General features: G+C 64.2%; 18 protein-coding genes. 13 read left to right on the top strand and 5 right to left on the bottom strand.

The annotated features are described in order from the left end of the window. Window positions 1-334 precede the first annotated feature (334 nt). The 13 genes from tagH (at window position 335) to KSS96_RS00235 (ending at window position 17,895) form a co-directional block, all read left to right on the top strand. Window positions 335-1,723 carry a type VI secretion system-associated FHA domain protein TagH gene (tagH, locus tag KSS96_RS00295; protein ID WP_065879247.1) on the top strand — a complete coding sequence of 463 codons (1,389 nt, stop codon included), beginning with the start codon at window positions 335-337 and terminating at the stop codon, window positions 1,721-1,723. A gap of 55 nt (window positions 1,724-1,778) precedes the next feature. Beyond that, window positions 1,779-2,288, top strand: coding sequence for a type VI secretion system lipoprotein TssJ (gene tssJ, locus KSS96_RS00290; RefSeq protein ID WP_017526788.1), 510 nt, complete (start codon window positions 1,779-1,781; stop codon window positions 2,286-2,288). 18 nt (window positions 2,289-2,306) lie between these two features. Further along, entirely contained in the window at window positions 2,307-3,641 is a 1,335-nt protein-coding gene (gene tssK / locus KSS96_RS00285; protein ID WP_017526789.1) for a type VI secretion system baseplate subunit TssK, read from the top strand. 6 nt (window positions 3,642-3,647) lie between these two features. Further along, window positions 3,648-4,937 (top strand): DotU family type VI secretion system protein, encoded by a 1,290-nt coding sequence (locus tag KSS96_RS00280; RefSeq protein ID WP_017526790.1) that lies wholly within the window; start codon window positions 3,648-3,650, stop codon window positions 4,935-4,937. Next, complete coding sequence (gene tssM / locus KSS96_RS00275) at window positions 4,934-8,434, top strand: type VI secretion system membrane subunit TssM (protein WP_068937569.1); 3,501 nt, start codon at window positions 4,934-4,936, stop codon at window positions 8,432-8,434. The genes KSS96_RS00280 and tssM overlap by 4 nt, the downstream gene beginning before the upstream one ends. Beyond that, on the top strand, window positions 8,431-9,084 hold the full coding sequence (gene tagF / locus KSS96_RS00270; RefSeq protein ID WP_017526792.1) for a type VI secretion system-associated protein TagF: 654 nt from the start codon (window positions 8,431-8,433) through the stop codon (window positions 9,082-9,084). Before tssM ends, tagF begins: the two co-directional genes overlap by 4 nt. After that, window positions 9,085-9,804 carry a PP2C family protein-serine/threonine phosphatase gene (locus KSS96_RS00265; RefSeq protein WP_065879249.1) on the top strand — a complete coding sequence of 240 codons (720 nt, stop codon included), beginning with the start codon at window positions 9,085-9,087 and terminating at the stop codon, window positions 9,802-9,804. It abuts the gene before it with no gap. Further along, a complete protein-coding gene (locus tag KSS96_RS00260; protein WP_217855559.1) occupies window positions 9,801-12,788 on the top strand; it encodes a serine/threonine-protein kinase in 2,988 nt (995 codons plus the stop codon). The genes KSS96_RS00265 and KSS96_RS00260 overlap by 4 nt, the downstream gene beginning before the upstream one ends. Further along, complete coding sequence (locus KSS96_RS00255) at window positions 12,788-13,492, top strand: ABC transporter ATP-binding protein (protein ID WP_017526795.1); 705 nt, start codon at window positions 12,788-12,790, stop codon at window positions 13,490-13,492. Before KSS96_RS00260 ends, KSS96_RS00255 begins: the two co-directional genes overlap by 1 nt. After that, on the top strand, window positions 13,492-14,676 hold the full coding sequence (locus tag KSS96_RS00250; RefSeq protein ID WP_017526796.1) for an ABC transporter permease family protein: 1,185 nt from the start codon (window positions 13,492-13,494) through the stop codon (window positions 14,674-14,676). The genes KSS96_RS00255 and KSS96_RS00250 overlap by 1 nt, the downstream gene beginning before the upstream one ends. Then, window positions 14,669-16,381, top strand: coding sequence for a formylglycine-generating enzyme family protein (locus KSS96_RS00245; protein ID WP_017526797.1), 1,713 nt, complete (start codon window positions 14,669-14,671; stop codon window positions 16,379-16,381). The genes KSS96_RS00250 and KSS96_RS00245 overlap by 8 nt, the downstream gene beginning before the upstream one ends. Window positions 16,382-16,463: 82 nt before the next feature. Then, entirely contained in the window at window positions 16,464-17,393 is a 930-nt protein-coding gene (gene tagQ / locus KSS96_RS00240) for a type VI secretion system-associated lipoprotein TagQ (protein ID WP_017526798.1), read from the top strand. 124 nt (window positions 17,394-17,517) lie between these two features. Continuing rightward, window positions 17,518-17,895: a hypothetical protein gene (locus KSS96_RS00235; RefSeq protein WP_017526799.1), complete on the top strand. Its 378-nt coding sequence runs from the start codon at window positions 17,518-17,520 to the stop codon at window positions 17,893-17,895. A gap of 53 nt (window positions 17,896-17,948) precedes the next feature. Here the strand turns inward: KSS96_RS00235 and KSS96_RS00230 are convergent, their stop codons facing one another. The 5 genes from KSS96_RS00230 to KSS96_RS00210 form a co-directional block, all read right to left on the bottom strand. After that, entirely contained in the window at window positions 17,949-19,349 is a 1,401-nt protein-coding gene (locus KSS96_RS00230) for an aminoacyl-tRNA deacylase and HDOD domain-containing protein (protein ID WP_217855558.1), read from the bottom strand. 77 nt (window positions 19,350-19,426) lie between these two features. After that, a complete protein-coding gene (recG, locus tag KSS96_RS00225) occupies window positions 19,427-21,502 on the bottom strand; it encodes an ATP-dependent DNA helicase RecG (RefSeq protein WP_017526801.1) in 2,076 nt (691 codons plus the stop codon). A gap of 7 nt (window positions 21,503-21,509) precedes the next feature. Next, window positions 21,510-22,433 (bottom strand): hydrogen peroxide-inducible genes activator, encoded by a 924-nt coding sequence (locus KSS96_RS00220; RefSeq protein ID WP_003176928.1) that lies wholly within the window; start codon window positions 22,431-22,433, stop codon window positions 21,510-21,512. A 113-nt stretch (window positions 22,434-22,546) separates the two neighbouring features. Further along, window positions 22,547-23,077: an iron transporter gene (locus KSS96_RS00215; protein WP_017526802.1), complete on the bottom strand. Its 531-nt coding sequence runs from the start codon at window positions 23,075-23,077 to the stop codon at window positions 22,547-22,549. Further along, window positions 23,074-23,901 carry an FTR1 family iron permease gene (locus KSS96_RS00210; RefSeq protein WP_017526803.1) on the bottom strand — a complete coding sequence of 276 codons (828 nt, stop codon included), beginning with the start codon at window positions 23,899-23,901 and terminating at the stop codon, window positions 23,074-23,076. The genes KSS96_RS00215 and KSS96_RS00210 overlap by 4 nt, the downstream gene beginning before the upstream one ends. Between the last annotated feature and the right edge of the window lie 3 nt (window positions 23,902-23,904).

The following is a 23,904-nucleotide window of genomic DNA, read 5'->3' as shown; positions in this document are numbered from 1 at the left end:
GAACTTTGCATGTTTTCTTGGTCATATAAGCACAGTGCTATTAATGTGCCATCATTGGTATTCAAGAAGTTGTGCATTTTTGGTGTAGTACTTATGCCTTGTCAAGGTAAGCTATTCGCCCTCTGTGACAGATGTGCGGTGCTTAACAACCTGCACGACCAACGGGTCGAACGGCGTACCGGGACAGGATTTTTGTCATAGAGCCCAGTTAAGATCAGCGATCATGCTGGCATCAGCAGGTTGGGGACGGCCGATTGCACGTCCTGATGGGGATTTCTCGGGGAGCGCCGTCCCGGGAATCGACCGCGCGCGAAGTAATCAGCAAGGAGGCAAGATGTCGCTGTGTTTGACTATTACTAGTTATCACAAGATTACCCCAGGGCAGTGCGCCGAAAAGTCCATGAACCAGGGCTCGATGGCGATCGGCCGCAGCTCGGATAATGACTGGGTATTGCCTGACCCAGAGCGCCTGGTGTCTTCCCAACATTGCGTTATTCAATACAAAGATGGCCGTTATTACTTAACCGATAACAGTACAAACGGTGTGGAGTTGGTCAGCGCCGGTATTCGCATGCGCCGGGGTAACAGCGAGCCGCTGCAAGACGGTGAGCTGATCCGCATCGGCGACTACGAGATCCAGGCGCGTATCGACTTCAACGTGCAAGCCGTTGATAGCCAACCGTTTGCCGGTGATTCGCCGAACAGCTTTGAAGCGCTGATGGGCGCCGTGGCCAGCCCGCCGACGCCCGCGCCAATGCCCACCCCGGTGATCGCGCCGCAGTTTCAGGGCGCCTCCTCCATGGACACCCTGCCGGACCTGTTCGACTTCCTCAGCCCCACCGCCGTGCCGCCGCCGACCGTGCCGGATCATGTGCCGTCCCAGCAACACGACTTCCGTGCGCCGACCCCGGTGGTTGTACCGGTGGCCGAGCCTGTGGTTGAAGCGCCGGTGGCCTCCGGTTCAGTGATCCCTGAAGACTGGGACCTGTTCGGCGACGCGCCCGCGCCCGCGCCGGTGGTGAGCGCTGCGCCGCTACCCACGCCGCCGCTGCCCTCACCACCGCCGCCGCCACCTGCAGCGGTGATCCCGCCGCCGCCCGTGGTCGAGCCTGTGCTGCCGGTGGCCGACAGCCAACAACCCGATCTGTTGCAAGCCTTCCTGCGCGGCGCCGGCCTGGACCAATTACGTCTGGACACTGCCCAGGCGCAAGCGCAGATGGAAAACATCGGCCGCAGCTATCGGCTGATGGTCGAAGGCCTGATCGATGTATTGCGTGCCCGCGCCAGTCTCAAGGGCGAGTTCCGTATGCAGCAGACGATGATCCAGCCGGCGGAAAACAATCCGTTGAAATTCGCACCGAATGCCGACGAAGCGTTACTGCTGCTCCTGCGCCACGGCAACCAAGCGTTTATGGCACCGGATATCGCCGTGCGCGACAGTTTCGATGACCTGCGTGCCCATCAACTGGCGGTGATGGCCGGGGTGGAGGCCGCGATCAAGCACCTGCTGGCGCGCTTCGAACCGGCGCAGTTGGAAGAACGCATGGGCAAGCCGGCCGGGCTGTCGAGTCTCTTCAACGGTTCGCGCCAGGCCCAGTACTGGCAGCAGTTCACCGAGCTCTATAGCAATATTTCCCGCGAGGCCCAGGAAGATTTCCAGGACCTGTTCGGCCGCGAATTCAGTCGGGCCTACGAAGAACACAGCGCACGACAGCGTCGCTGAACGCGGCGCGGCAACGGTTTCAACGGATAGCTAAGTACGTCATTGAGGACGCAGGATGATTCCCAGGTTTTTACTCGCAGTCGCCACCGCGCTGCTGCTGACGGCGTGCGCCAAGGAGGCCGCCAAGCCCGACGCCGCCGTCGAGGCAGAAGTGGACACCGCCGCCGTCGAGCTGCATTTCCACGCCATTTCCGGGCTTAACCCCGGCGCCAATGGCCAGGCCGCCCCGGTGCGCGTGCGCATTTTCGAACTGAAAAACGCCGCCACCTTTGGCCGCTCCGACTACTTCGCCCTGGCCGACCGTGCGCAATCGACCCTCGGCCTGGACCTGCTCGACCAGGATGAAGTGATGGTGCAACCCGGCCAACAATTGAGCATTCAGCGCGACCTTGACCCGTCCACGCGCCAGATCGGCTTGCTGGTGGGGTACCGCGAGTTGGACCGCGCGCAATGGCGCACCGTGATCAACGTGCCGCCGCGTCAATACACCGAATACCAGATCAGCCTTGATGTGCGTGCCGTGCGCGCCGACGTCGTGGTTACCCCATCCAGCCCTGCCCAATAAGAAGCAATCGGAGCCCCCATGTCTTGGAACAATCGCGTGGTCTGGTCGGAAGGCATGTTCATCGGAACGCAGCACTTCCAGCAGCATGACCGTTACCTGGAAAACCTGATCGACGCCCGCAGCCGCCCGTTGTCCGCAGGCAGCTGGGGCTTTTCCGAATTGCTGATCGACCAGGGCCTGCTGGCCCAGGGCAAGCTGGCGATCGTCTCGGCCCGTGGCCTGTTGCCCGACGGCACGCCGTTCAATATTCCCCAGGACGACCTGGCGCCGAGCCCGTTGAATGTCGACGACAACCTGCGCGACGGCCTGGTGTACCTGGCCTTGCCGCTCAAGCGCGCCGGCGCGCGCGACACGGTGGACGAAGGCGAAGCCCTGGAAGCCGCACGTTACGTGAGCCAGGTGCGTGAAGTGCGCGACGACAACGCACCGTTCGAAAACCGCGCGCCGGTGGCCGTAGGCTCGCGGGCGTTGCGCCTGCTGACTGCCCAGGATGGCATCAGCGACTACGCCGCCGTCGGCCTGGTACGCATCAAGGAAAAACGCGCCGACCGCGCCCTGGTGCTTGACGACACCTACATTCCACCCGTATTGGACGTGGCCGCGAGCAAACCGCTGAGCGCGTTTCGCAGCGAGCTGCTGGGCCTGTTGCATCAGCGCGGCGAAGCCCTGGCTGGCCGTGTAGTCGCCTCGGGTGCCGGCGGCGCTTCGGAGATCGCTGACTTCATGCTGCTGCAACTGGTCAACCGCGCCCAGCCGTTGATCCGGCATTTCAGCCAGTTGAGCCCGCTGCACCCAGAGCGCTTCTTCAGTGAACTGGTGAGCCTGGCGGGGGAGTTCTCGACGTTTTCCACCTCGGGCCGTCGGCCCCAGGAATACCCGCAGTACCAGCATGACGACCTGGCGTTGAGTTTCGCCCCGGTGATGGCGGCGTTGCGTGAGGCGCTGTCGATGTTGATCGACAGCAAGGCCACGCCTATTCCCATCGTGGAAAAAGCCTATGGCATCCACGTGGCGATGCTGGCGGACAAGACCCTGCTCGACAACGCCAGTTTCATCCTGGTGGTGCGTGCCGATGTGCCCGGCGAAACCCTGCGCGGGCGCTTCGGCCAGCAGAGCAAGGTCGGCGCGGTGGAGCACATCCGCGACATGGTCAACCTGCAGCTGCCGGGCATCGGCCTGGTGCCGTTGCCGGTGGCGCCGCGCCAATTGCCGTACCACGCGGGCAGCACCTACTACGAACTGGACCGGGGCAGCGAGCACTGGCAACAGTTGAGCAACTCCGGTGGTTTTGCCTTCCATATCGCCGGGCAGTTCCCGGGCTTGAACCTGGCCTTCTGGGCGATCCGAGGATAATCCGCGATGCATCCCAATGATGACGACCGCACCCAGTTCATGCCGCGTCCGGGTGGCCGCGCGCCGGAACCTGCGCGTGCTGAACCCGCGCCTTTGTCGATGCCGGCCGCGCCGATGCTCACCGGCAAAAGCCAAGGCCTCAACCCGCTGGAAAGCGCCGCGGGGCCGCTGTTGGCCTTGCTGACGCGCTTGCGCAACACCATCGCCCACCCGGCGCCGGCCAGCCTGCGCGCGCAGTTGCTGGCGTACCTGCGCCAGTTCGAAGAGCGCGCCGAAGCCGCCGGCGTGGCGCGTAACGAAGTGCTGTTGGCGCGTTACGCGCTGTGCACCGCCCTGGATGAGGCGGTGTTGAGCACGCCCTGGGGCAGCACCAGCGAGTGGGGCAAGCAAAGCCTTTTGATCACCGTGCACAACGAAGCCTGGGGCGGCGAAAAAGTCTTCCAACTGCTCGACCACTGCCTGCAAAGCCCACGGGAACGCCTGTATTTGCTGGAGCTGTTGTACCTGTGCATGTGCCTGGGTTTCGAAGGCCGCTACCGCGTGATGAACGACGGACGCAGCCAGTTGGAAGCCCTGCGCGAGCGCACGGCGGCGGCGATTCGCAGCGCCCGTGGCGAGCACGAGCGCGAGCTGTCGCCGCACTGGCGCGGCGTGACCGTGGCGCGGGACCGCCTGGCGCAATTCATGCCGCCGTGGATCGCCGTGGCCATCGGCCTGGCGCTGCTGCTGGCGTTGCTGTTCGTGCTGCGCATGTTGCTGGCGGCGCAGGCGGAACCGGTGTTCAAGAATATCCATGCCCTGGGCGAGATCCCGGTGCAGGCCATCGACCGTCCGGTGGCGCAGCCCAAAGTCATCGAGCGGCCGCGTCTGGCGGGCTTCCTGGCGGAAGACATCAAGGCCGGGCGCGTGGCGGTGGAAGACAAGGTCGACCGCTCCGTGGTGACCATTCGTGGCGATGAGCTGTTCGCGTCCGCCAGCTCCAGCATCGTCGATGACTACCAGCCGCTGATGCTGCGCATCGCCGACGCCGTGCGCAAGGTCAAGGGCCAGGTGCGCGTCACCGGCCACAGCGACAACCGCCCGATTGCCACGCTGCGCTTCCCGTCCAACTGGGCGTTGTCCGAAGCGCGGGCCAAGTCGGTGCTGGAAATCCTGGCGGCCAAGACCGGCCAGGCGGATCGCTTCAGTGCCGAGGGCAGAAGCGACACCGAGCCGCTGGCCACCAACAGCACAGCCGAAGGCCGTGCCCGCAATCGTCGGGTTGAAATCACCGTATTGGCGGAGGGCGTCGAGTGAAGGCGTTTTTCAGTTTCATGATTCGCTGGGTGATCCCGGTGCTGGGCCTGATCGCCCTGAGCCTGATCATCTGGTTTGTCGGGCCGTTGCTCGACGTGCTGGTGCCAGAAGGGCGCCGTTGGGCGCTGATCATCCTGGTGTTCGGGGTGTGGATCGCCTATCGCGTGTTCCGCATCGTCCAGGCCCGTCGCCAGGCTGCCGAAGTCATGCGCAGCCTCGCGGCGCAAACACCGGTCGACCCCAACAGTGTGGCCACCGCCGAAGAGCTGTCGACCCTGCGCGAGCGCATGGACGAAGCCCTCGCGCTGTTGAAAAAAGCCAAGCTCGGCGGTGATGAGCGGCGCAACCTCTATGAACTGCCGTGGTACGTGATCATCGGGCCGCCGGGCTCGGGCAAGACCACCGCGCTGGTCAATTCCGGCCTGCATTTTCCGTTGGCCGCGCAGTTGGGCGCCGGTGCGGTGCGCGGCGTCGGTGGTACGCGCAACTGCGATTGGTGGTTTACCGACCAGGCCGTCCTGCTCGACACCGCTGGCCGCTACACCACCCAGGACAGCAACTCCAAGGTGGATAAAGCCGCGTGGCTGGGCTTTCTCGACCTGCTGAAAAAGCAGCGCTCGCGTCGCCCCATCGACGGCGCATTCATTGCGATCAGCCTGTCGGATTTGCTGCTCGGTACCGACGCCGAGCGCGCCGCCCACGCCGCTGCGATTCGCCTGCGTATCCAGGAGCTGTACACCCAACTGGGCGTGCGCTTCCCCATCTACCTGATGCTGACCAAGCTCGACCTGGTGCCGGGCTTCATGGAGTTCTTCGACAACCTGAGCAAGGAAGACCGCGCCCAGGTGTGGGGCATGACGTTTGCCCTGGACGACGGCAAGAACAGCGACAGCCCGCTGGCCCATTTGCAAAGTGAGTTCGCCGGCCTCGAACAGCGCCTCAACGAACGCTTGGTGGAGCGCCTGCAACAGGAACGCGACCCGGCGCGGCGCGACCTGATCTACGGCTTCCCACAGCAGTTCGGCGCGTTGAAGGATTGCCTGCAAAGCTTCCTCGAAGGCGTGTTCAAACCCAACGCCTTCGAAGAGCGTGCGTTGCTGCGCGGTGTGTATTTCACCAGCGGCACCCAGGAAGGCAGCCCGATTGACCGCCTGATCGGCGCCATGGCCCAGAGCATGAACCTGGACCGCCAGCACCTGGCGCGCCAGAGCGGCACCGGGCGCAGTTACTTCATCGAAAAACTGTTTACCGCCGTGGCATTTGCCGAGCGTGGGCTAGTGGGGGTGAACCCGAAGGTCGAACGGCGGCGCAAGTGGATCGCCCGCGGCGTACTCGCGGCGACGGTGGCGACCGTGGTGGTGGTCAGTGGCTTGTGGTGGGTGAGTTATCGCGCCAACCAGGCCTATATCACCCAGGTCGACCAGAAGGTCGCGCCGCTGGGCCAGACCGTACAGAACCTGAGCCCGGCACAGCGCGAAGTGCTGGCCGTGCTGCCGTTGCTCAACGCGGTGAAAAACCTTGCGGGTGACTCGCCCAACTGGTCAGAGGGCCTGGGCTTGTATCAGGGCGACATGCTCGAAGCCGAGTCCGCCAGCGTCTACCGCAAGCTGCTGATCGCGGTGTTTGCGCCACGCCTGGTGACGCGCATCGAAGAACAACTGCACGGCGGCGGCAACTCGGACTTTCTTTACGAAGGCCTCAAGGCCTACCTGATGCTGGCCGACAGCGAGCATTACGACCCGGACTTCATCAAAGCCTGGATCGCGCTCGACTGGGACCGCAACTTGCCGCGCGACTTGCCGGCCGATCAGCGCCAGGCGTTGACCGGGCACTTGCAGGCGTTGTTCGAGCGCCACCCACCGAATGCGCGCCTCGACCCACGTTTGATCGACGATCTGCGCCGCCAACTGCAACAATTGCCGGTGGCCCAGCGTGTCTACGACCGGGTCAAGCGCCAGAAGCTGCCCGAGGGTATCCCGGACTTTCGCATCAACGAAGCCGCCGGTCGCGACGCCGCGCTGGTGTTCAGCCGCAAGAGCGGCAAGCCGTTGGGCGAGCCGTTGAGCGGGTTTTTCACCGCCAAGGGCTATCGCCAGGCGTTCCTGCTCAGCAGCCTGAACCAGACCGGCACCCTCGCTGAAGAGCAATGGGTGCTCGGCCGTGAGCAGGCCGATCAACAGAACGTGGTGAGCCTGGCCGCCGATGTGCGGCGCCTGTACTTCCAGGATTACCAGCGTCAGTGGGACGCGCTGCTCGCCGACATCGACTTTGTGCCCATCACCAGCGTGGCTCAGGCGGCTGACGTGCTGCGGGTGATTTCCGGGCCGAGCTCACCGCTGAAAAAACTGCTGGTGGCGGTGGCCAAGGAAACCGACCTGCAAGCCGAAGAGCGCCAACTGGCGGCCAAAGGTGTGCCGGTGGAAGGCGGTGTGGACAAGCTCAAGGAGCGCCTTGGCAGCCTGCTCGGCCAGGAACAACCCACCGCCAATGCCCCGCAGGCGGCGGATGATCCGGTGACTGCGCACTTTGCCGAGCTCAACAGCATCGTCAGCAAGAACGAAGGCGAACCGGCGGCCATCGATGGCCTGCTGTCGGACATGAATGCGCTGTATGTACAGGTCAGCGCCATGGTCGGCGCCAGCGGCGACGCCTTGCTCGGCGAGGCCAAGAACCAGGCGTCGGCCGCCGCCACGCGGGTCAGCCTGAATGCCGAGCGCCAGCCGCCATTGGTACAGGGTATGGTCAAGTCGGTGGTCAATTCCACCACCAACAGCATGATGGGCGGCGTGCGTAACCAACTGAACGCGGCCTGGGTCAGCGAAGTGGTCAACGTGTACCGCCAGTCGTTGGCGGGGCGTTACCCGATGTCGCCGGGCAGCACCCGCGACGCCACCCTGGATGACTTCGGCCAGTTCTTCGGCGTGGGCGGGGTGATGGACAACTACTTCCGCAAATACCTGCAACCTTACGTGGACACCTCCGCGCCGACCTGGCGCTGGCAGCCGGGCGCCGCGCAGAAGCTGGGGATTGCGCCGGGTGTGCTGCAAACCTTCCAGCGTGCCGCGACTATTCGCGATGCGTTCTTCAGGTCGGGGGGCACTCAGCCTATCGTGCGTTTCGAGCTCAAGCCGGTGTCGATGGACCCGACCATTACCCAGTTCCTGCTTGACCTCGACGGCCAGCAACTGAGCTACGACCACGGCCCGAGCCGCCCGGTAGCGATGCAATGGCCGAACCCCGGCAGCATTGGCGTGGTGCGTATTTCCATCATGCCGCCGTCGGCCAGTGGCCGTTCCGGCGTGACCCTGGATGGCCCGTGGGCGTGGTTCCGCCTGCTGGAGCAATCGGACCTCACCGCTGGCAACTCGCCGGACCGCTTCAACCTGCGTTTGCGGGTCGATGGCGCGAGCATCGCCTACGAGTTGCGCGCCAACAGCGCCTTCAACCCGTTCAAGAGTCGCGTGATCAGTGGCTTCAGCCTGCCGGAGCGGCTATGACGAGCCTGGGTTTCTACGGCAAGCTGGCCAGTCGCGGGGACTTTGTCAGCCGCGCCTTGCCCCAGAGTTTTATCGGCCCGTGGGACAGCTGGCTCGCGGCGGGCTTGCTCGCCAGCCAGAACAGCCTGGGCGGTGATTGGCTCAATGTGTACCTGGTCAGCCCGTTGTGGCGCTTTGTACTGGCGCCGGGCGTATGCGGGCCGGACGCGGCGACCGGCGTGGTGATGCCGAGTATCGACCGGGTGGGGCGCTATTTTCCGCTGGCGGTGGTGGCTTTGCTCGATCACAACAACAACCCCGCCTCCCTGGTGGGCGGGTCGGACGCGTGGTTCGAGCGGGCTGAAGAGTTGCTGCTCAGCACCCTGGACGCCGGCGCGACATTTGAAGGTTTCAACGACGGCCTCGACCGCCTCGGCGCGCCGACGGCTGAGCCGCGTGCGGTCGACAGCCGTTTCGCCAGCCTGCAACGCATGGCCGCCACCGAGCCCCATGGGCGCATGGCCGCGCTCGCCGAGCAGGCCTGCGAAGGCGCAAGCCTCTGGTGGGGCCGTGGCTCGCAACGTATTTCCCCTGGTTTATTGCGGTGTCAGGGCTTGCCCGCCGCCAGCGATTTTGCGCAGTTTTTGCTCGGACAAGAAGGTGTGGTGTAGATGGGGGCGACGTACAAATCCGCAAGCAAAAGCCATGTAGGCATGGTGCGCCAAGTCAACGAAGACGCGTGCCTGGACCTGCCGGAAAACCGCCTGTGGGTGGTGGCCGACGGCATGGGCGGGCATGCGGCGGGGGACTACGTCAGCAGCCTGATCGTCGACAGCCTGCGCAGCGTGCCGATGGGTCGCTCCCTCGACGAATACTCGGCGGCCTTGCGCAATGACCTGATCCGCATCAACGCTGCCGTGCGCGAAGAAACCGCCAACCGTGGCGTGACCATGATGGGCAGCACCGTGGTGGCGCTGGCCGCCCGTGGCTTGCGCGGCGTGTGTTTGTGGGCCGGTGACAGTCGCTTGTATCGCCTGCGCGACGGCGTGCTGGAGGGCATTTCCCGCGACCACAGTTATGTGCAGGACTTGCAGGACAGCGGCCTGCTCAGCGAAGCCGATGCCCGCACACACCCGCGCGCCAATATCGTCACCCGCGCCGTGGGCGTGGAAGCCCAGCTTGAGGTGGCGGTGCTCGATCTGCTGATCGCCCCCGGTGACAGTTACCTGCTGTGCAGCGATGGCCTGAACAAGACCGTCGAAGATCATGAAATCCGCGACGTGCTCAGCCACGACGCCCCGGATGAAATCGTGCGCAGCCTGGTACACCTGGGGCTTAATCGCGGCGCACCGGACAACATCACCGCCATCGTCGTGAAGGTATCGGTATGAATATCGTGATTCCGGGCTACGACATCGAAGGCGAGATCGGCGAAGGCGCGATGGCCAGCGTATACCTGGCAACCCAGCGCTCGCTGGAGCGCAAGGTCGCGTTGAAGGTGATGGCGGCGGCGCTGGCGGCCGACCCGACGTTCTGCGAGCGCTTCCTGCGCGAAGGCAAAACCCTGGCGCGCCTGTCGCACCCGCACACGGTGACCATCCATGACATCGGCAATGTCGGTGAGCTGTATTACATGGCCATGGAATACCTGCCCAACGGCACGCTCAAGGAACGCATCGCCGCCGGCATGACGCCGGAGCAGGGCGTGACCTTGATTCGCCAGATTGCCTCGGCGCTGGGTTATGCGCATGCCCAGGGCTTGGTGCACCGCGACGTCAAGCCGGCGAACATTCTGTTTCGCGCCGACGGCACGGCGGTGTTGTCGGACTTTGGCATTGCCAAGTCCCTGGATGACCGCACCCAGTTCACCCAGGCCGGTTTTGCCGTGGGCACGCCGAGCTACATGAGCCCGGAACAGGCGCGGGGCCAGGAGATCGATGGCCGCGCCGACCTGTATGCGCTGGGCGTGGTGTTGTACGAAATCCTCGTCGGCAAGCTGCCGTACAGCGGCACCGATGCGCTGTCTACCGCGCTGGCGCACCTGACCGAGCCATTGCCGGAATTGCCGGTGCACCACGGCCGGTATCAGGGCGTGCTGCGCAAGCTGCTGGCCAAGGACCCGGCCGAACGGTTCCCGGATGCGGCGGCATTGCTGCTGGCGCTGGAGCAACTGCCGGCGGATTCGCCGGAAGCCACGCTGGTGCGGCCGCTGCCTATTCCGATGAATTTTGATTTGGCGGGGATCACGCCGCAGTCCATCGAGATCCCCACCGCCAAACCCCAGCCGCAGCCGGAGCGCCAACCGGTGGTGACGCCGACGCAGCACAAGGCTGTGTCCGAACAGCGCCGTGGGCCGGTGTTGGCACTGGCGGCGGTAGCCGTGGCGGTGGCGCTGGCGATTGGCGGCGCGAGTTACTGGTGGTTGAGCGGTAGTGACGAACCGGCAAAACCGCCTGCAGCCGTTGTACCGGCAGCCACGCCGCCGGCCATGCCCCCCGCAGCGGTGGCCGAGGTGGATGGCGGCCAGCGCCCGCTGTTGATGGCCGGTAAAAAGACCCTGTTCCAACGTGTGCTGAGCAAGCCCGGCGCCAAGCTTTCCAGCGAGGCCGGCAGTGCGCCCGGCAAAGCGCTGCCGGCGTTCTCCGTGCTCTACGTGTACCAACGCAAAGACCTCGACGGCCAGCCGTGGGTGCGCGTCGGCGCCGCCACCGATGGGCGCAGCGACGGTTGGTTGCCGGCCGCCCAGGTCAGCGACTGGAAGCAGAGCCTGGTGCTCAAGTTCACCGAGCGCTCGGGGCGTGCGCCGGTGATGTTCCTGCGCCAACCGGGGGAAGTGGAAAAACTGCTCGCCGACCCCGCCGCCGCCAAAGGTGTGCTGGCCAAAGCGCAGAAGCAAAGCGACGACAACGGCCAGGTCCTGGCCCTGGAACCGGCTGCCAGCGCGGTGCCGCAGAACCAGTTTTACCTGTTGCCGATCTTCGACTCCAAAGAGAGCTTCGACGAAAACGGCCAGCCGGTGCAGTTGCTCAATATCGCCTCCATCGACCCCGGCAGCAGCGCGGTGGCCAAGCCGGCCACGCCGGTCATCAATGCCAATGCCGACGCCTTCCGCACCGCCGTGGTGCTGGTGGTGGATACCACCGTGTCGATGCAGCCCTACATCGACCAGATCCGCGATGTGGTACACGAACTGCAAACCCGTATCGCCGAGCGCGGCGAACTCGATAGCGTCAGCTTCGGCATGGTCGGCTTTCGCAACAGCACCCAGAAAACCCCCGGCCTGGAATACGTGGCCAAGACCCTGATCACTTTGGATCAGGGCCGCGACCCGCAGCGTTTCCTCGACATGGCGCGCCAGGTCAAAGCCTCCAGCGTGTCCAGCCATTCGTTCAACGAAGACGCGTTTGCCGGGGTGATGCAGGCGGTGGATGGTATGGACTGGTCCGGCTATGGCGGGCGCATCATCCTGCTGGTCACCGATGCCGGTGCGCTGCGCAAGAACGACCCGTTTGCCGCCACCCAGATGAACGAGGCCGAAGTGCGTCAGGCCGCGTTGGGCAAGCAGATCAAGATCTACGCCCTGCACCTGCGCACCGATGCCGGCAAGAAAACCCACGCCGGCGCCGAGAGCCAGTACCGCGTGCTCACCGCCGACGCCAACCCGCAGATCGGCGACCTGTACACGCCGGTACCGGGTGGCGATGTACGCAAGTTGGGCGAGCGTGTCGACGAGATCGGCACGGTCTTCGCCAACCTGGTGCACCAGGTACGCAGCAACACGCCGCAGCCGGTGCCGTTTCTGAGTGCCGCGCCAAGCCTGGCGGACAAAACCGCGGCGGTCGGGTATGCCATGCACATGGACTTCCTTGGCCGCAAGACCGCGAGCCAGGCGCCGCAACTGGTCAGCGCCTGGACCGCCGATCGCGACCTGACCAACCCGGCGCTGCCGGCGTTCCAGGTGTGTGTGATGCTGACCAAATTGCAGCTCAACGACTTGCAGCAGTCGCTGAAACTGATCGTGGACGCGGCGCGCAAGACCCAGACCTCGCCCAAGGATTTCTTCCAGGAAATCGCCAGTGCCTCGGCCTATATGAGCCGCGACCCGCAAGCCCTGCGCAAGGGCGGCAACCTGGCCGACGGCGGCATCCTCGGCGAATACCTGGAAGGCCTGCCGTACCGCAGCAAATCGCTGAACATGACCCAGGATTTGTGGTTGTCGTTGAGCGTGGCCGAGCAGGAAGACTTTATCGACGAGTTGGATTCGAAGATCCGCCTCTACGAAACCTTCCACAATGACGTGGCCAACTGGGTCCGTTTTGGCGATGCCGAGCCGGGCGATGCGTTGTACCGCGTGCCGTTGTCGACGCTGCCGTAATGCTGAACCTGAGCGCGGTGCACAAAAGCCGGGGCGTCGGTAGCCAGCGTTATAGCCTGGTGATCCCGGCGCTGGCGCTGCGCGCGGGCGAGCAAGTGGCGATTGTGGGGCCCAGTGGTTGCGGCAAAAGCACCTTGCTGGACTTGCTCGCGTTGGTGCTGGCGCCGGACCAGGCGGGCCGCTTTGAATTCAATCAGCAGGACATCGGCGGCTTGTGGCGCGCCGGTCAGCAATCGGTACTCGCCGCATTACGCAGCCAGTACTTGGGTTATGTGCTGCAAACCGGTGGGTTGCTGGGGTTTCTCGATGTGCGCGGCAATATCGCTTTGTCCCGGCAACTGCTGGGTTTGAAGGACGATGGCAGCGTGGCGCGCCTGGCCGAACAGCTGGAAATCAGCGATCAGTTGGCCAAGAAGCCGTCGGCATTGTCGGTGGGCCAGCGTCAGCGCGTGAGTTGCGCGCGTGCGCTGGCCCATGCGCCGCAACTGGTGCTGGCGGATGAGCCCACCGCGTCCCTCGACCCGCTGAATGCCGAGCGCGTGATGCACGCCTTGTTGGCCCAGGCCCGCGAACACCGCGCCGCCTGTGTGATCGCCACCCATGACGAACCCCTGGCCCGCGCCAGTGGCTTGCAGGTGCGGCGCATCAGTTGCCGTCGCGACGCCGACGGCGGCGTCACCGCCACCCTTGGGGAGGCGTGCTGATGCGTATCCCTTTGGTGGCGTCGCTGGCCTGGCAGGATTACCGCAACGATGCCTGGCTGTCGGCCTGTTCGGTGCTGGCGCTGGTGGCGGTGATCGCGCCATTGTTGGTGTTATTCGGCTTGAAATTTGGACTGGTTAGCAGTTTGACCGAACGATTGCAGACCGATCCGGCTACCCGTGAAATTATTCCGCTGGGCGGTGGTCGATTCAGCAGCACATTTATCGCGCAGCTGGGCCAACGCCCTGATGTGGCGTTTGCGCTGCCGCGCACGCGGCAGATCGCGGCGACGGCGCAGGTGGGAACGCTGACCCTGGAGATGCTGCCGACGGCGCCGGGTGATCCCTTGCTGGGCGATCTGGCGATGCCCAAGGGCCTGGACCAGATCGTGCTGAGCCACACCGCCGCCGAAAAGCTGGCGGCACGGCCTGGCGACATGTTGGAAACCCGCTTCGCGCGTCAGGTGGCTGGGCGTGTCGAGGAACAGCGCACGCGGGTGCGGGTGGTGGCGGTGTTGCCGTTGGAAGCCTTTGCCCGAGACGCTTTGTTCGCTGACCTGGGCTTGCTGGAAGCGGCGGAAGATTATCGCGATGGGCGCGCCGTAGCGGCGTTGGGATGGGCGGGGGAAGAGGTGGCCGTGGGCGAGCAGCGCGTGTATCCGGCGTTTCGCCTGTATGCGCGCAGCCTCACTGATGTGGAGACGCTGCGCGTGTTTTTCGCCGGGCAGAACCTGTTGGTGTCGACCCAGGCGAACACCATTGCCCAGGTGCAGTCGTTGAGCCGCAACCTGTCGGTCGTATTCTGGATCATCGCCGGGTTGGCGTTGGCGGGCGCTTTTGCGGCGATCTTCGCCGGGGCCCTGGCCGCTGTGGCGCGCAAGCGTCGGGAATTGTCGGTGTTGCGCCTGTTGGGATTTCCCACCGGTGGGCTACTGTTGTTCGTGGTGCTGCAGGCGCTCTATAGCGCAGGCTTTGCCGCCGTGTTCAGCGCCGGGCTCTATGGCCTGGCCGAGGCGGGGTTGAATACATTATTCGTGCAGGTGCCGGGCGAACACGCCAGTCACCTGCTGGCGCGCCACTACGGCCTGGCCCTGATTGCAGTCCTCGGCGTCAGTGCCGTGGCGGCAGCTTGCGGCGGTTGGCGAGTGGCGCGTATCCAGGCTTGCGAAGGAATCAGAGATGTATAAGTTACTGGGCGCCGCCGTGGCGCTGAGCCTGGCCTCGCTGGCCTGGGCGGATGAAGCAAGCGATAAACTGGACAACCCCAAACCGTTGCCGGACGACGTCAGCCTGCCGCTGCCGTGCGACGGCAATATGGTGTTCCGCTACGCCTACGTGCTGGCCCAGGGCACCCTGGATGACCGTGAGATCAGCCTCGGTTACCCCTTTGCCGAAGGCGAGGCGGGGTATCAGCAGTCGTTTATTTCCGGCTATCGCCGCGATTTCATCAACGGCCAGTTCACCCTCAAGGACTTGCCCAGGGACTGGAACAAAGTCATCGCGCCGCTGATGCCGAAGACCGACGCCAAGACCCCGCTCAAGCCCATGCTGTATTTCATCGGCAAGTACGAAGTTACCGCGCGCCAGTACGCCCAGGTGATGGCCCAGGCGCAGTCCCTGGCCAGTGGCGAGCCGGCCCCGGCCTGCGAGGCGCCCACCGGCATGGCCGGGCGTTTGCCCAAGGTGAAGCTGTCGCGCTTTGAGGCCGAGCGCTTCTCGGCGGTGTACAGCGCCTGGCTGATGAAATACCACCGTGAGTTGCTGCCGGTGAGCGGGCGCGGGACGTCGGCCGAAGACGGCGGCCTGGGGTTTGTGCGCCTGCCTACCGAGGTGGAATGGGAGTTCGCGGCACGCGGTGGCCAGGCGGTGAGCCGTCAGGACCTGGAAGGGCGGTTGTTCCCGCGCCGCGCCGAAGGCAGTGACAGCGACGGCCCGCTGGGCGATTACGCGGTGTTCAACCAGGTCGCCGGCGGCACAGGTCAGGCCGCGCGCTTGATGCCCATCGGCACCAAACTGCCCAACCCGATCGGCATGTTCGATGTGATCGGCAACGCGGCGGAAATGGTCCAGGAATCTTTCCAACTGGTACATGCCGGGCGCCGCCAGGGCACCTATGGCGGCTTCGTGGTCAAGGGCGGCAATTACCTGGAAGGCGAGGGCACGCTGTTTACCGGCATGCGCCGCGAATACCCGTTGTTCGCCGCCGACGGCACCGAACAAAGCAACGAAACCACCGGTTTTCGCGTGGCGATTGGCGCGCTGTCCGCGCCGCGCTCGCGCTACAAGGAGCTGTTCGCGCAGTGGCAAAAGGAAGGGCGCCTGGCGTCGCTGACCGACGCCATCGACGACGCCCAGGACCCCACCAAGCGCCTGGACAGCATCATCGCCGCCAGCGCCGACCCCAAGCTGCAAGCCGAACTGGGCCTGGTCAACGAAGAGCTCAAGCGCAACGTTTCGCTGATCGCCCAGCAACGCGAAGAGGCGGCCGGCAACCTGATTCAGTCTTCCGCGCTGGTGGCCGAGACCATCAGCAACTACAACATTCGCCTGGCCAACCTGCAGAAGAGCCGCCAGCAGGCCGTGGACAACAAGGACCAGGCCAGCGCGCAGTTGTTTGATATGGCCATTGCCAACGGGCGCAGCGCCCTCGACGGCGCGGTCGCGATTTACATCGACAACCTGGCCACCGGCACGCGCTACACCGATGCGGTGATCCAGGCACAGTTTCAACGGATCAAGGAAGAGTTGGATCGCAAGCCCGTGCTCGGTAAGAGCCTGGTCACGCGCGCGACACTATTCGTCAGCCATGTCGGCAATTACCGCAAACAACAGCGGGCCGACCCGGCGACGATCTTGAAGGAATTGCTCGCAGCGAGCGGTCAGCGGTCTTGACCGTTGGTTGCAGCGAGCTTGGAAGGGACTCAGGCGGCGGTTGCCGTGCTGGGCAAGTCAAACTTAGAAGAGAACACAACTTATGCTTTTTTCCCGTAAGGCGGTTTCCAAGCGTCATTTGCTGCTGATCGCGGCCGGCTTCAGCACGGTGCTGACCGGTTGTGCGACATCGCCGGCCTCCAAGGTCGCGTCCAGCACAAAAGTCGAGTACTACCCCAACTGCTACGAGCCGGTACAGCACCTGCGTGCCACCGATTCGAACATGACCAAGTCGGTTGTCACTGGCGCGGCCATCGGCGCTGCCGGCGGTGCCTTGCTGGGCGCCCTGACCGGCGACAAGGAAAAGCGCGGTCGTAACGCCGCGATCGGCGCAGCCGGTGGTGCCCTGGCCGGCGGCGCGGCGGGTTACTACACCGAGCGTCAGAAGCAGATCGCCGATGACAACCAGCGCATCGCCTCCTATGCCGCTGACGTGAACAAAAGCGCTTCCGATATCGATCGCAGCACGGCGTATGCCAAGGCGTCCCAGCAGTGCTACCAGAGCGCGTTCACCAAGCTGGTCTCGGACCGCAAGGCCAAGACGGTCAACGACACCGAAGGCCGCAAGCGCCTGGCGGAAATCGTCGCGGGCCTGAAGGAATCCAATGACCTGATCGTTGCGGTCAATGGCAAGGCTGCCGAAGACCTGAACAACTACACCCAGGCCTACGAGAAAGACCTGCAACAGGTCGGCGTGCAGCGTGCCGACGTGGTCACCGTGGCCAAGGCCGATGTAACGCCTGTCGTGCCGCCGGCCAACAAGAAGAAAGGCACCGGTACCAAGCCGCCGAAGAAGCCGCCGCTTCCAACCGTCCCTACCGAAGCGGTCTCCACCGAGAAAACCTTCCAGACCGCCCAGAACAAGCAGGATGAAAGCAAGAAAGTCGCCAGCGCCGGTAAGGCACAGATCGAAGGCACCTGCCGCGATCCAAACCTGGCCGACTGGGCGCCGGTGCCTTGCCCTAACGTTTGAGTAAGATGTTGCTATAAGCGTTAAACGCCAGCCGATCTGCGCCTAAAGCGCTAGATCGGTGGCGTTCTGCTTGCAATTGGTTACACTGCTGCGGCCACTTAATAATGACACCGAGGCCGCGTGCATGAAATTTCGTCTTCTCTTGTGGGTGCTGGGCCTGATGATGGGCAAAGCCAGCCGCACCAATCCTGCCTTCCAGCAACAGTTGGGTGACAAAGACCTGGCGTTCCAGTTGCAGACCCTCGACGGCAAGGTTGCCCGTCACTTCATCGTCAAAGACCAGCGTATTACCAGCCGCTCAGGGGTTCACCCGGCGCCGGCGTTCGCGATTGCGTTCAAGGATGCGGCCTACGGCTTCGCCACGATGCAGGCGAAGAATAAGCAATTGGCGTTCATGACGGGGATTCAGGACAAGTCGATCCAGATCAAGGGCAACCCGGCGCTGGTGATCTGGTTCCAGGGGTTGACCAAGTATTTGCGGCCGAAGAAAAAGAAGAACTGAGGTTTTTCAATAAAACCGAGTGGCTCCCGATAGCGGCCTGACAGGTTATACATTCAGCCTTGGCTGAACTGAGAGGCCAGCTCTCGCAACAGCACTTCGGCGTCCAGCACCTTGGCGACCACTTCCTCAGCCTTTTCGCGGCTCAAGCCCAGACGCTCCAGCAACGCATCCGGGATGGTTTCATCCGGCCCGGATCCAATCCCGCGGCTGCGCAACAGGCGCACGGCCAGGCACACCAGGTTCGGGTATTCGGCGTATTGGCCGTCGTAGGTCGGGTCGTGCTGGAAGCGCAGGGCGGTGGACAGTTCATCCGGCATGTCCCAATAGCGCATCAGCCAGGCACCGATCTGTTCGCGGCTGATGCCCAGCAGGTGCTGTTCCACGTAGCTGTGGCACAGGTGCGGGTTGACCTCCAGATGGCGGCAGATCAGTGAGAAGTGCGGCGGAAACACGTGGGCCAGCAGCAGGTAACCGAAGTTGTGCAGCAGGCCGGCGAGGTAAGTCAGGCCGGCTTCCGGGCGCTGGGCGCGGGGCATGGCACGGGTCAGGCCTTCGATCACGGCGGCGGTGTAGATCGACTGGTGCCAGTACGGCGTGGCCTGGTGGGGGTGATCTTTGGGCAGGCTCAGGGTTTTGCCCAGGGCCAGGCCCAGCGCCAGGTTGATGACCAGGTCAAAGCCCAGCACGCGGACGATGGCGTCTTCCACCGAGCGGATCTTGCCCGGTGATGCGTAGTACGGGGACGCTGCCCAGCTCACCACTTGAGCCGCCAGCGCCGGGTCGGTTTCGACCACGCCGGTGATGTCGTCGATGGTCGCATTGGGGTCCACGCGCAGCTTGATGATCTTTTGCGCGGTGTCGGCCAGCGGCGGAATCTCGATAGTCGCTTCCAGGCGCTGCTGAATGCGGCGCGCGGTGAACGCCTGCATGGCCTGAGTGATTTCCTCGCGGTCATCGTTGGGGCGGTCGAGGTTGGGGCGGATATTGCTCAGCGGCTCGCCGAACTGCGCGGCGCTGGCCTTGGTGAGCATGGTTTTGAAGGCGTCACTGGCGATTTCCAGCAGTAACCCGGCTTCGCCAGAGTGCACCAGCAGACTCGGCTCGTTGAGCAGGCTGCCTTCGTACAGACATGGCGAACTGGTAAGTGCCGGCAACCCGGGCAGCAGGCTCAGCTCATGCTTGTCCAGCATGCGCCTGACGCGTTCCGGCGGCACCGCCGTGAGGCGGCGGCCGGTGAGTTCGGTGAGGCGGTTGAGGTCGAGCAACTGGTTTTGCGGAAACAGCACCATCAGTGCGCCCACCGCATCTTCCGCCAGCACCGCCTGGACCTTTCGTGCTGGATTCAGGCCCGGATGTTCGATGACTTCCGCGTAGGGGATGGCGAGTTTTGCGAGCAGAGCCCGAATGACCGGCGGGGCGGTCAGTGGGGCTGTGGCGAGAGCAACTTCTGACATGGCCTGATCCAAATTCGTACAGTCACCGAAGTATAACCAGCTTGATACATCTGTAGGTCGCTTAAGTGAGTCAGGCGTCACACTTGGCCGTATTGCTGCCCGTGGCGCAGCCAGCGATCCAGCAGCGGGCTGACGTGATCCGGCCAGCGTTCCAGCAGGGCTTGCGCCGCATCGCGTACGGCAGGCAACAAATCGGCGTCACGCATCAGGTCGGCGACCTTGAATTGCAACAGGCCGGTCTGGCGAGTACCGAGCATTTCGCCAGGGCCGCGCAGTTCCAGGTCTTTTTCGGCAATGACAAAACCGTCGTTGGTCTCGCGCATGATGCCCAGGCGCTGACGGCCGATCTGTGACAGCGGAGGGTGATACAACAATACGCAGTGGCTGGCCGCACTGCCCCGGCCCACGCGGCCGCGCAGCTGGTGCAGTTGCGCCAGGCCCAGGCGCTCTGGGTTTTCGATGATCATCAAGCTGGCGTTGGGCACGTCCACGCCGACTTCAATCACCGTGGTGGCCACCAGCAATTGCAGATTGCCGGCCTTGAATTCGGCCATCACCGCCGCTTTTTCCACTGGTTTCATACGCCCGTGAATCAGCCCGACCTTGAGTTCGCCGAGGGCGCTGGTGAGGTCCTCGAAGGTGGTTTCGGCGGCCTGGCAGGTCAGCTCTTCGGACTCTTCGATCAGCGTGCACACCCAATACGCCTGGCGCCCTTCTGCGCACGCGCCGCGTACGCGTTCAATCACTTCCACCCGCCGGGTGTCGGTGACCAGCACGGTGTTGACCGGGGTACGCCCTGGCGGCAGTTCGTCGAGGATCGAGGTGTCGAGGTCGGCGTAGGCGCTCATGGCCAGGGTGCGGGGGATTGGTGTGGCGGTCATGATCAACTGGTGCGGGTTCATGCGCCCGCCCACGCCTTTTTGGCGCAGGGCCAGGCGTTGTTGCACGCCGAAGCGGTGTTGCTCGTCGATGATCACCAGGGCCAGGTTCTTGAACTGCACTTCGTCCTGGAACAGCGCGTGGGTGCCCACCACCATCGGCGCGCCGCCGGCGATCTGTTCCAGGGCCGCTGCGCGGTTCTTGCCCTTGAGCTTGCCGGCCAGCCATGCCACTTCCAGGCCCAGCGGTTCGAGCCAGCGCTTGAAGGTGATGAAGTGCTGCTCGGCAAGGATCTCGGTTGGCGCCATCAACGCCACCTGATAGCCCGCCTCCAGTGCCTGCAAGGCGGCGAGGGCGGCGACCACGGTCTTGCCGGCGCCCACGTCGCCCTGGATCAGACGCAGCATCGGCTCTTGCTGGCTGAGGTCGTAGGCGATTTCATTGCCAACGCGCTGCTGGGCACCGGTGGGCGCAAAACCGAGGTTGGCCAGGTATTGCGCGGGCAGGCGCGTGGCCTTGGGCATCGCCGGCGCGCGCAGGGAACGCATGCTTTCGCGCAGGCGCTGCTGGGACAACTGATGGGTGAGCAGTTCTTCGAAAGCCAGGCGGTGCTGGGCCCAGTGATGACCCAGGGCCAGTTCGTCGACATCGGCATCGGCCGGCGGGTTATGCAAATAGCGAATCGCGTCATCCAGCGGCGCCAATTGATAATCGCGGGCCAGTTCCAGGGGCAGCCAGTCGGGCAGGCTCTTGGGGCCGAGCATCGTCAGCGTCTGCATGCATAGCTGGCGCAGGCGCTGCTGGGTAAGGCCTTCGGTAAGCGGATAAATCGGCGTGAGGGTGGTGTCTACCGGCGGCGGTTCGTCGCCGGTAATCGCACGGTATTCAGGGTGGTAGATCTCCAGGCCGGACGCCCCGGGGCGCGCTTCGCCGTAGCAGCGTACGCGGGTACCCCGCTTGAGGCCGTCCTTCTGCGCGTTGCTGAAATGGTAGAAGCGCAGGCTCAGGCCGCCGGTGCCGTCCTGCAGGCGCACGACCAGGCTGCGACGCTTGCCCATCACCACGTCGGCGCCGCTGACCGTGCCTTCGACCACCGCATCCTGCCCAGGGCGCAATTGGCCGATGGGTACCACGCGGGTGCGGTCCTGGTAGCGCAGGGGCAGGTGGAACAGCACGTCCTGGAGGTTTTCCAGGCCGACCTTGGCCAACTTCTCGGCCATGGCTTCACCGACACCCTTGAGTGCCGTCACCGACACCTGCGACAACTCGGTCATACGGTTTTCAGCTCGCAGCGGCAGGCGGCTTGGCCACCGAGCATAGGCGGATCGAGTCGGCGAGGATCTCAATCGCTTTGGGCCGCGGGAAACTCGCGCGCCAGGCGATCGCCACGGTACGGAACGGCACCGGCGGCGTCAGTGGGCGCACTTCGATCACGCCGGGGGCGTAGTGATGGCTGTCCACCGCCGACAGCGGCAGGATCGAGATACCCAGGCCGGAGGCGACCATGTGGCGGATGGTTTCCAGGGAGCTGGACTCCACCGTGGTGTGCTTGGCGCCGTCGTTGCCCTTGGTGAGGGTTGGGCAGGCTTCCAGCACCTGGTCGCGGAAGCAGTGGCCTTCGCCCAGCAGCAGCAGGCTCTTGTCGTTGAGCAGCCCGGCGTCGATGGTGGTTTTCTGGGTCCACGGGTGTGAGGCGGGCATCAGCACCTGGAAGGGCTCGTCGTAGAGCTGCAGGGTGAGTACGTCCGCCTCGTTGAACGGCAGGGCGATGATGATCGCGTCCAGCTCGCCGTTGCGCAGTTTGTCGCGCAATACGTGGGTGAAGTTTTCTTCGATATACAGCGGCATCTGCGGGGCAACGCGGTGCAGTTGCGGGATCAGGTGCGGGAACAGATACGGGCCGACGGTGTAGATCGCGCCGACCTTGAGCGGGGCAGTCAGCTGGTTCTTGCCGGCCTGGGCCAGCTCGCGAATGCTCTGCGCTTGCTCCAGTACTTTTTGAGCCTGGGCCACGATACCTTCGCCCACGGGAGTGAGGCGCACGGCGCTTTTGCTGCGCTCGAAAATCAGCACACCGAGTTCGTCTTCAAGCTTTTTCACGCCCACCGACAGCGTCGGCTGGCTGACGTGGCAACGCTCAGCCGCGTGGCCGAAGTGTTGTTCTTGGGCGAGGGTCACGATGTAGCGTAATTCTGTAAGAGTCATAGCGGGCGTCCATGAGGTTGCGGGCCAAGCATACCGGCTGCAATCGATAGACGCACGTTATCAGACACAGTGGTGCTTACGACACCCGCTAATCGGCTGTCGTAAGCAGGGACTCAACTCTGTGGGTACTTGAATGTGAAGGTTTTGGTGAAGGGAGACCACCATTCAGGCACACCGGTTTCTTTGTCGACGTGATGGAAAAACCCCTTGATCTGCGGGCTTTCGTAGCGCAGTACCACGGTGTAGGTGCCGGGGCCGTCCATCTTCACGTTGTTGGCATAATGGGCACCGTCTTTGGCGACCATCGGCAGCAGCGTGCCGATCTCCTTGTAGTCCGGCGCGCCTTGCTTGATCAGCGAGTAGGTGATGGTCAGGTACGGTACCCATTCACCGTTGGCCAGGCCGTACTTGTTATCGGCGGTGGCGTGGACGTCGGTTTCCAGGTGTACCGAGTCCTTGCTCATGACCATGCCTGGCGGCATGGGCGCCATTTCGATGCCCACCAGGTAGGACGATGCGATTTCCATGTCATTGGCCTGCACCGGGCCGCCAATCGGGTATTCGCGGGCTTGGGCGAGGGTGGACATGGCCGCGCCGCCGACGAGTATCAACGCGGCGGCCAAGGGTTTGCTCAAAGGTTTCATGGGGTAGCTCCGTGGGAGGTGGAACGTGAGTGAAGCAATCGACTGCCCGTCACCAGAAGCAGCAACGTGACCACCCAGGCAACCAGCTGAACACCCAGCGGTCGATCGGTGTAGCCCACCAGCGCTTGCAGCGCCCTGCCGGTGAGGCTGGCGTCGGACACCAGCCAGGAAGTGTCCCAGAGCTGATAGCCCCAGGCAGGAATCAGGTCGATACCGGCGAGGATCGCGGCGGCGCGTCCGGCCATACCGGCGGCGAGCAGCGCGATCATCCAGGCGGTGATCGAGAACAGGCGCTTGAGGCTGACGGCGATCAGGCCGCGATACAGCAGCCACGACAGCGCTGCGCCGGCGAAGATGCCAAGCACGCCGCCGGCCAGCATCGTCAGTGGGTCGGTGTGGGTCGAGGCGGCAATGCCATACAGGAACAGGACGATCTCGGAGCCTTCGCGCAACACCGCCACGGTGATCACCACAGCGAGCGCCCAGAGTGATTTTTCCCCACGCAGCACCGCATTGCCGGCGCTGCGCAGTTGTGCCGCCAGCTCACGTCCATGGGTGGCCATCCACAGGTTGTGCCAGCCGAGCATGAAGACCGCCACGATCAGAATCGCCGCGTTGAAAATTTCTTGACCGAACCCTTGCAGCGCCTGGGTGATTGCCCCGGTAAACAGCGCCAGAAGGCCCGCACCCAATACGCCTGCGGCGATCCCGCCGCCGATAAACAGGCCGCGTCGCGCCAGCCCCTGGGTGGCGGCCATGACGATCCCGACCACGATCCCGGCTTCCAGCACTTCGCGAAACACAATCAATAGACACGCGAGCATGGC

This window comes from Pseudomonas asgharzadehiana (assembly GCF_019139815.1).
In the GTDB taxonomy this organism is placed as follows: Bacteria; Pseudomonadota; Gammaproteobacteria; order Pseudomonadales; family Pseudomonadaceae; genus Aquipseudomonas; species Aquipseudomonas asgharzadehiana.
The sequence above is the reverse complement of the archived record's forward strand: the minus strand, read 5'-3'. Positions and strand labels throughout refer to the sequence as shown.

What these genes read in the sequence shown, in the direction of transcription:
- tssK (WP_017526789.1), top strand. Translation starts at nt 2,307, where the DNA reads ATGTCTTGGAACAATCGCGTGGTCTGGTCGGAAGGCATGTTCATCGGA.
- KSS96_RS00265 (WP_065879249.1), top strand. Translation starts at nt 9,085, where the DNA reads ATGGGGGCGACGTACAAATCCGCAAGCAAAAGCCATGTAGGCATGGTG.
- KSS96_RS00250 (WP_017526796.1), top strand. Translation starts at nt 13,492, where the DNA reads ATGCGTATCCCTTTGGTGGCGTCGCTGGCCTGGCAGGATTACCGCAAC.
- KSS96_RS00260 (WP_217855559.1), top strand. Translation starts at nt 9,801, where the DNA reads ATGAATATCGTGATTCCGGGCTACGACATCGAAGGCGAGATCGGCGAA.
- tssJ (WP_017526788.1), top strand. Translation starts at nt 1,779, where the DNA reads ATGATTCCCAGGTTTTTACTCGCAGTCGCCACCGCGCTGCTGCTGACG.
- KSS96_RS00235 (WP_017526799.1), top strand. Translation starts at nt 17,518, where the DNA reads ATGAAATTTCGTCTTCTCTTGTGGGTGCTGGGCCTGATGATGGGCAAA.
- KSS96_RS00230 (WP_217855558.1), bottom strand. Translation starts at nt 19,349, where the DNA reads ATGTCAGAAGTTGCTCTCGCCACAGCCCCACTGACCGCCCCGCCGGTC.
- KSS96_RS00210 (WP_017526803.1), bottom strand. Translation starts at nt 23,901, where the DNA reads ATGCTCGCGTGTCTATTGATTGTGTTTCGCGAAGTGCTGGAAGCCGGG.
- tagF (WP_017526792.1), top strand. Translation starts at nt 8,431, where the DNA reads ATGACGAGCCTGGGTTTCTACGGCAAGCTGGCCAGTCGCGGGGACTTT.
- KSS96_RS00215 (WP_017526802.1), bottom strand. Translation starts at nt 23,077, where the DNA reads ATGAAACCTTTGAGCAAACCCTTGGCCGCCGCGTTGATACTCGTCGGC.
- KSS96_RS00280 (WP_017526790.1), top strand. Translation starts at nt 3,648, where the DNA reads ATGCATCCCAATGATGACGACCGCACCCAGTTCATGCCGCGTCCGGGT.
- KSS96_RS00255 (WP_017526795.1), top strand. Translation starts at nt 12,788, where the DNA reads ATGCTGAACCTGAGCGCGGTGCACAAAAGCCGGGGCGTCGGTAGCCAG.
- recG (WP_017526801.1), bottom strand. Translation starts at nt 21,502, where the DNA reads ATGACCGAGTTGTCGCAGGTGTCGGTGACGGCACTCAAGGGTGTCGGT.
- tagQ (WP_017526798.1), top strand. Translation starts at nt 16,464, where the DNA reads ATGCTTTTTTCCCGTAAGGCGGTTTCCAAGCGTCATTTGCTGCTGATC.
- tagH (WP_065879247.1), top strand. Translation starts at nt 335, where the DNA reads ATGTCGCTGTGTTTGACTATTACTAGTTATCACAAGATTACCCCAGGG.
- KSS96_RS00245 (WP_017526797.1), top strand. Translation starts at nt 14,669, where the DNA reads ATGTATAAGTTACTGGGCGCCGCCGTGGCGCTGAGCCTGGCCTCGCTG.
- KSS96_RS00220 (WP_003176928.1), bottom strand. Translation starts at nt 22,433, where the DNA reads ATGACTCTTACAGAATTACGCTACATCGTGACCCTCGCCCAAGAACAA.